Origin of the sequence: Aestuariivirga sp. (assembly GCF_020252395.1) — a bacterium.
Lineage (GTDB): Bacteria > Pseudomonadota > Alphaproteobacteria > Rhizobiales > Aestuariivirgaceae > Aestuariivirga.
Genome location: NZ_JADCDB010000046.1, coordinates 23,479 through 29,503, shown reverse-complemented (window position 1 = coordinate 29,503; position 6,025 = coordinate 23,479). Strand labels below are relative to the sequence as shown.

Sequence of the window (6,025 nt, the reverse complement as noted above, 5' to 3'; positions counted from 1 at the left end):
TTTTCCAACGGATGACGCGGCGATGAACCTGATCTATCTCGTTCTCAATCACGCCGCAGCGGACTGGAAACGGGCGCCGCGGGAGTGGAACGAGGCGCGGGTCCAGTTCGCCGTCCTATTCGGCGAACGCTTCGTGGGCCAGTAAATGTCAACCGGCCCCGCGCACAAGATTCCTGACCAGTCCCGATCCTGATAGATGTCGGCTTCCCGGTCGCACACAACCGTCACCTGTGCGGCCTAGCTCAGAACCTCCCCCGCCCGCCTGATGCCAGAAAGCCAGCGCCCCGATTCCTTCTCTTCCGCACCGCGCTGCGAATAATGCAGATCCTGGCGCGGTCCCCGGTTCCATAAGGCGATGACGGCAAGCCCAAACATCTCCCCGCTCAGCGCATCAACCGCAAGAACAGGATGCGACAGCACGCCGCCAAGGCCCTCGCCCTTGCCCACCGGGCCAAAGCCGCAGGCCCGCGCCTTGGACACTCCCAAGACGATCTCGCTCGTGTCCTGAATAGCCAGAACCTCGCGCCCCGCCACAGCAGCGCTCAACTCGTCAATCGTCACCGGCGGATTGCGCAAGAACCGCCCAAACCCAATCGCACCCCGCCGCTGCCCACCCGCCAAAGCCAAGATGCAAGACCCAGGAGATGACACCAAAGCCTGATGGCGCCAGGCCCACTTCTTTGCGGCCGCCGGTCCCCAAACCCGCCAACCTCAAAGCGCTCAACATCAACCAACGCAAGATCCATCAAAACCCCCAGTACCATATCACCACAGTCAATCAGCCAAGCCCAGCGAGATTAACAGAAAGATGAGTGCATCAGACAGCCGCGGCGCGGGGGAGGACGAGGATCAGGCCTTCACGCTGCGCGTGAGGAAGGCCGGCATGTTCTGTTCGGTGAAGCCGCGGTGGTCGGGCGCGTCGGTGACGTTGCGCTGGGGGTGGCGGTCACTGCGCGGCTCACGGCGGGGCTTGTCGGCCCGCGGCGTGGTGGCGGAGGCGGTGGGTTTCGGCGCGGACTCGCGGCGCGCGTCCCGCTCGGGCCTCGCCTCGCGCGGGGGGCGTTCGGCGCGTGACGGGCGCGGGGCGGGGGCAGCCTCACTCTCCGGGCGTTCGATGCGTTTCGCCGGTTCCATCGCGGCGCGTTCGCCGTGGTCCTTCACCTCGCGCGGGCGGCGGTCACGCTCGCGGCCGCGGCGTCCGCCGCCGCGGCCTTCGCGTGCGGCATGGCGGTCAGGCTCGGCGGCGCGGGTTTCGATGGCGGCTTCGGCCTCCGCACTCAATTCGAAATAGGGGATGTCCTTCTTGATGAGCTGCTCGATGGCCTTGAGGTACTTGCCGTCCTCCTTCGACACCATGGTGAAGGCCGCGCCCTCGCGCCCCGCGCGCCCCGTGCGGCCGATGCGGTGGACGTAATCCTCCGCATGTGTGGGAACGTCGAAGTTGAAGACATGGGAGACTTCCGGAATGTCCAGCCCGCGGGCCGCGACGTCCGACGCGATCAGATAAGTGATCTCGTTGTTGCGGAAGGCCTGGAGCGTCTTGAGGCGGGCCGACTGATCCATGTCGCCATGGAGAGCGCCCACATTGAAGCCGTGGACGGCAAGCGACTTCTCGAGCAGCGCCACGGTGGTCTTGCGGTTGGCGAAGATGATGCCGTTCTTGACATTGGTCTGGGTACGGAGCAATTGCCGCAGCGCCTCGCGCTTGGCCTTCGCGTCATGCGGGGCCTTGACCAGCATCTGGGTGATGGTCTCCGCCGTGGAGGACGGACGCGAGACCTCGACGCGCACCGGATTGTGCAGGAAGGCGGTGGTGAGGCGCTGGATCTCCGGCGGCATGGTGGCGGAGAAGAACATGGTCTGCCGGGTGAAGGGCAAGAGCTTGCAGATGCGCTCGATGTCCGGAATGAAGCCCATGTCGAGCATGCGGTCCGCCTCGTCGATCACCAGCATGTCGATACCGGTGAGCAGCAGCTTGCCGCGCTCGAAATGATCGAGGAGCCGCCCCGGCGTGGCGATGACGACGTCGGCGCCGCGGTCAATCTTCAGGGCCTGCGGCTCGAAGGCCACGCCGCCGATCAATAGCGCGACGGAAAGATTGTGCAGCTTGCCCAGCGTCTCGAAAGCCTCGCGCACCTGGTCGGCGAGCTCCCGGGTGGGCTCGAGGATGAGCGTGCGCGGCATGCGGGCGCGGGCCCGGCCCTTTTCGAGGAGCGACAGCATGGGCAGCACGAAGGCCGCCGTCTTGCCGGAGCCCGTCTGGGCGAGGCCCATCACGTCACGGCGCTGGAGGGCTGGGGGGATGGCTTCCGCCTGGATGGGGGTGGGGGTGGTGTAACCCGCGGCGGTGACCGCCTCGAGGGTTCTGGGGCTCAGTCCGAGCTCGGAAAACTGCATGTGGAGGTAAGAACCGTTCTGGCGGCTATGGTTTGATGTCCAAGAACGCGCCACGGGCGAATTGCGCCAAAAGAGCCCGGGCACCGGATTACGCCGCACATAGGGTTTCCAGTGGGGAAAGTCAATTCAGGCAGGCCTTTGGCTTGCGGAAATGCCTTCCGGGCGACATTCTTCGCTTCCGCCGGGTTCTATTCCAGCCCGGCTTGGCCGATTCGCATCGGGGCGGCCACATGTCATAACCGGGGGACTGAACTCATGAAGAAGTACTTCGCCGAATTCTTCGGCACATTTTGGCTGGTTTTCGGCGGCTGCGGCTCGGCCGTGCTGGCCGCCGCCTTCCCGGCACTCGGTATTGGCTTCGTTGGCGTGGCGCTGGCCTTTGGCCTCACCGTGCTCACCATGGCCTACGCCGTGGGCCATGTCTCGGGCGCGCATTTCAACCCTGCCGTGTCGGTTGGCCTCGCCACCGCCGGCCGCATGCCTTGGGGCCACGTGCCGGGCTACATCGCCTCGCAGGTGCTTGGCGGAATCGTGGCGGCGGCGGTGCTCTACCTGATCGCCAGCGGCAAGGCCGACTTCGTGGCCGGCGGCTTCGCGGCCAACGGCTTCGGCGAGCATTCGCCGGGCGGCTATGCGCTGTCCTCCGTCCTCGTCTGCGAAATCGTGATGACCGCCATGTTCCTCGTCGTCATCCTCGGCGTCACCCACAAGAACGCGCCCGCCGGCTTCGCGCCGCTGGCCATCGGCCTGTGCCTGACACTGATCCACCTCGTGTCGATCCCGGTTTCCAACACCTCGGTGAACCCGGCCCGATCGCTGGCCGTGGCCTTCTTCTCCGAGCCCTGGGCGATGCAGCAGATGTGGGTGTTCTGGATCGCTCCGCTGGTGGGCGGCGTTCTCGGCGCCATCGTCCACCGGCTGATCACGGAGGACTGAAACTCCTCCGATCACGGACGAAAAAGGGGCCGTCCTTTCGCCAGGTCCGCCCCGACAGCCAGGCGGGGCAGGTCATGGGGACCCGTCAAGAAGTCAGGTGAAGCCACTTGCCGCGCTGCAATCTCTAACTTTCATTGTCGAAAGCTTGCAACCAAGCGCGCGGTCCGCACCTGAGCTCGATGCCTTCCTGCGCCGGACGCTCCGCCCTCAGGGTACAGCCTCGACACGGCGGTAAAGGCGGAAGGGGCCGATCACCCGGTCCGCCTGGTAATGTGACCACGCCGCGCGGAAGGCCTCATCCTTCATCAGCCAGTCGAGAATGTCGAAGGGCCGCCCCTCGACGGCCACCGGCGTGTCGAGCGTGATGACGATCTCCGGCTGCTGCGCCAGTTCCCGCAGCGCCTGCCACAGCGTCAGGCGCTCGGCCTCCGTCGGGACGCTGGTTGAAAGACCTGTTTCGTAGCGCGCCACCGCACTGGAAAAGGCCACCCCGCTGGTTGCCAGCCCCACATAGCGCGCGCGCGTGTGGATCGCTGTCGGAAAGGCCGGGTAGGGCTGCGGTACGAAGGAAATAAAGCTGTCGCTGCGGTTCAGTTCCGCCAGCAGCGTGACTTCCGTGGGGGCGAGCTCCTCTGCGAGGGCGAACCAGTACGCCGCCATACTCCCGATCAGCAAAGCATTGGCCGCGAGGAAGGCCGCCGCTGCACCCGCCACCAGCGGCCGCGGGTTGAATGTCAAGACCGTAAGATAAAGCGAGAGAAAGCCAAAGGCCGGCAGGAAGTGGTAGTAGAAGCCCTTGCCCTGCAGGACGGCCGCGGCCGTGAAGCCCAGTGCCGCCAGCAGATATGGCCGCGCGGCGGGCTCTGCCGGGGCGGCGGCTGCCAGCGGCAAGGCTGACAGCAACACGACGGCAGCCTGCAAAATCAGCTGCTCCACCGGCAAGCCGACCGCCCGGTAAGGGGCAATGCCCATGGGAATCATCTCCGTCAGATAGGGGCGGAAGAAGGCGAGCAAAATGACGCCATAGGCGATGCCGGCGGCGAGGATCACCTTCTCCTCGCGCCCGATGCTCCGCCGCAGCGCCACGATCAGCGCAAGCGGGATCAGGAAGTGCGGCTTCATGAGAAAGCCCACCGCGGCCATCAGGCCGCTGAGAAGGCCCCAGCGCCGCCCGGGCATGGCCCCTGCCACATAGGGCGCCGTGAGCAGCAGGACGATCTGCTCGCGCTGGGCGAAGAAATTGGGAAAGGCGAGGCTGACGAAGGCGAGCAGCATCGCGGCGAGCGGCAGCCGCAGCCCCGCGCCTGCCGAGCGCCACAGCGCAGCGATCGAGAGCAGTGTCAGCCCCAGCATCGACAGCCTTACGCCCCACTCGAGGCCGGTGATTGGCGCCAGAAGGGCCGCCGGCAGATAGAGAAACATGCAGAGCGGCGGATTGATTTCGAGGATGTCGCGCCCATAGACGGCGCCGTGCAGCCATTTCTCCGCCGTCCAGGCCAGGAAGGCGACGTCGAAGTCGACAACATTGTAGAACGGCAGGAGCGGGCACAGCACGATTGCGATGAGCAGCAGCAGGCCCAGCGCGCGCGGGCCGTTATGGCGCGCCGCAAGGCGGGGCCAGAACGCCAGCGTCATCGCTGCGCCTCGCCGCGCTGCCCTTGCCTACCGCTGCGAATAATATCTTCTCCCCTCGCGCCCGATGCGCTGGAGGCGTATCGGAGAGGGCGGGGAAAGTAAAGCGGTCTGCCGCTCACTAAGTTGATTCCCTTGGATACGTGCGGCGATAGCCTACTCCAGCCGCGCCGGGAAGCCTGGCGCGCGGAGGTCGGTGCTGAGCACGTCTTCCAGCAGCTTGGCGATCTGGGTTGATTGTGCCGCGCCACCATAGGCCGCCTTGCCCTTCATGAAGGTTTGCTGCGTCATGGAGGCAAGGTCGAGCGGCACGCCGAATTCCTTGCCGAAATTCATGGCGAAGCCCAGGTCCTTCAGCGCCAGGTCCATGGTGAAGGCGATGTCGTAGCTGCCGTTGAGGATCAGCTGGCCTTCCGTCTCGTGCACGAAGCTCGAGCCCGAGGATGCGGTGATGGCGTGCCACGCCTGCGCGAGATCGAGACCGCCGCGCTTTGCCAGCATCAGTGCCTCGGCATCCGCCACCAGGTGGATGAAGGCCAGCATGTTGGTGATGACCTTGATGATCGCCGCCGAGCCGATGGGGCCCATATGGAATATTTTCTTGCCGATGGTTTCGAGCGCCGGGCGGAACTCCTCGAACAGCGCCTTGTCGCCGCCCACCAGAACGGTGATCTCGCCGCGCGCCGCGAGATGAACGCCACCCGTGACCGGGGCTTCCAGCACCTTCACACCTTTGGCCTCGGCCATCGCGGCAAGCCGGATCATCTCGTCGCGGCCATTGGTGGAGTTCTCGATCCAGGTGGCGCCGGGCTTCAGCGTGGTGAGCATTTCCGCCAGCACCTTCTCCGACACCGCGGGTGAGGGCAGGCAGGTGAAGACCACGTCCACCTTGGAGGCAAGTTCGGCGGGCGAGGCCGCCCACTTGGCGCCGTCCTTGAGGTGGCGTTCGGCGAGCTTGGGGTCGAGGTCATAGACCGTGACGTCATAGCCCTTCTTCACCAGCGAATGCGCCAGGTGGCCGCCGAGATTGCCCAGTCCGATATAGCCGTAACGCATCTGT

5 protein-coding genes and 1 pseudogene are annotated in these 6,025 nt (G+C 65.7%); 2 read left to right on the top strand and 4 right to left on the bottom strand.

Annotated elements, in window-relative coordinates; translation table 11 throughout:
* Positions 1-145 (top strand): annotated as a pseudogene (locus IOC82_RS17095) (IS256 family transposase); the annotation flags it as partial.
* Between the two features lie 92 nt (positions 146-237).
* On the opposite strand, the gene IOC82_RS17090 reads toward IOC82_RS17095, so the two are convergent.
* On the bottom strand, positions 238-576 hold the full coding sequence (locus IOC82_RS17090; protein WP_290547400.1) for a hypothetical protein: 339 nt from the start codon (positions 574-576) through the stop codon (positions 238-240).
* 273 nt (positions 577-849) lie between these two features.
* On the bottom strand, positions 850-2,397 hold the full coding sequence (locus IOC82_RS17085; protein ID WP_290547399.1) for a DEAD/DEAH box helicase: 1,548 nt from the start codon (positions 2,395-2,397) through the stop codon (positions 850-852).
* 255 nt (positions 2,398-2,652) lie between these two features.
* Here IOC82_RS17085 and aqpZ point away from each other — a divergent pair, with 255 nt between their 5' ends.
* Positions 2,653-3,333 carry an aquaporin Z gene (gene aqpZ / locus IOC82_RS17080; protein WP_290547398.1) on the top strand — a complete coding sequence of 227 codons (681 nt, stop codon included), beginning with the start codon at positions 2,653-2,655 and terminating at the stop codon, positions 3,331-3,333.
* A 207-nt stretch (positions 3,334-3,540) separates the two neighbouring features.
* Here the strand turns inward: aqpZ and IOC82_RS17075 are convergent, their stop codons facing one another.
* Positions 3,541-4,968 carry a hypothetical protein gene (locus tag IOC82_RS17075; RefSeq protein ID WP_290547397.1) on the bottom strand — a complete coding sequence of 476 codons (1,428 nt, stop codon included), beginning with the start codon at positions 4,966-4,968 and terminating at the stop codon, positions 3,541-3,543.
* Between the two features lie 153 nt (positions 4,969-5,121).
* On the bottom strand, positions 5,122-6,021 hold the full coding sequence (locus tag IOC82_RS17070) for an NAD(P)-dependent oxidoreductase (RefSeq protein ID WP_290547396.1): 900 nt from the start codon (positions 6,019-6,021) through the stop codon (positions 5,122-5,124).
* Between the last annotated feature and the right edge of the window lie 4 nt (positions 6,022-6,025).